The following is a 988-nucleotide window of genomic DNA, read 5'->3' as shown; positions in this document are numbered from 1 at the left end:
CACGGAACACCAGCTGATTGTCGATGGTGATACCGTCCAGCGCGGGTTCGGTCCAGGTGTGAATACCCCGGTTGTCTGCACGGGCCCGGATGCGCAGTACATTCAGGTTGGTGAGCAGGCCATTGGGCTCCACCAGGAAGGGCGCATTGGGGTTGTCGCCGTCATCATTGAAGTCGGCGATGCCATTGGGCAGGTTGAAAACGCTGCCATCGAGAATTAGATCACCGGCGATATGTTTGACGCCCATGGCGCGTAACTCACGCAGTAGCAGCCACAGCCGTTCTTCGGTGAGTTTGGGGTCGCCACTGCCGACAAAATACAGGTTGCCGTTCAGCGTTTCGTCTTCAATGGTGCCGTCGGTATACAGGCGGGTGTGCCACTGAAACGTGGGGCCCAGCAATTCCAGCGCGGCGTAGGTGGTGATGACCTTCATGATGGAACCGGGGTTCAATGGCATGTCGGCGTTCATGAAGCGGGCTTGCCCGGGGCCATCCAGTGGAATCGAGGCCACGGCCAGATCGGTTTCGGGCAGCTGCAGCTCTTTTGCCACATCCAGCACGGGGGCCATTACCGGCACGGGGACTTCCGCTTGCGCGGGGCGGGCAAGCAGGGTGCTGACCAGGGAGAGGGCCAACAAGAAAAACGCGGGGGATTGTCTGCGGACTGCACTTCTCGGCATGACACGGGGACCTTCAAAATCGTAACGGCAACAACCGCCGGGATAAACGCGGGTTGGGAAACCTCTGAATAACTCTTTGCATGCTCAGCGTGGCCTGAAGCGTGCAGCTGCTGTGTCTTGTTTCGATGGTCAGGGTGGTTCCCTTTCCGAGAGGCAAGGCGCAGCAGATGTGCGCTTCAGGCCACGCCCTTCGGGTCTTCCAGGCTGGCCCGCACTCGTTGTTGCACTTTTTCGATGGATGGACATACACCTTCAAAAGCGCGCCTAGATTGCGAACCAGCCTGAAAGACTGAGTACGCAAAGAGTTAT

At 58.6% G+C, this 988-nt stretch carries 1 protein-coding gene; it reads right to left on the bottom strand.

Translation table 11 applies throughout. The features are described 5' to 3' along the window. On the bottom strand, positions 1 to 679 hold a 679-nt coding region (locus A3730_RS05180; RefSeq protein ID WP_197477307.1), incomplete at its 3' end, for a D-alanyl-D-alanine carboxypeptidase. Positions 680 to 988 lie beyond the last annotated feature (309 nt).

It is taken from the genome of Alcanivorax sp. HI0044 (assembly GCF_001634945.1).
The sequence above is the reverse complement of the archived record's forward strand: the minus strand, read 5'-3'. Positions and strand labels throughout refer to the sequence as shown.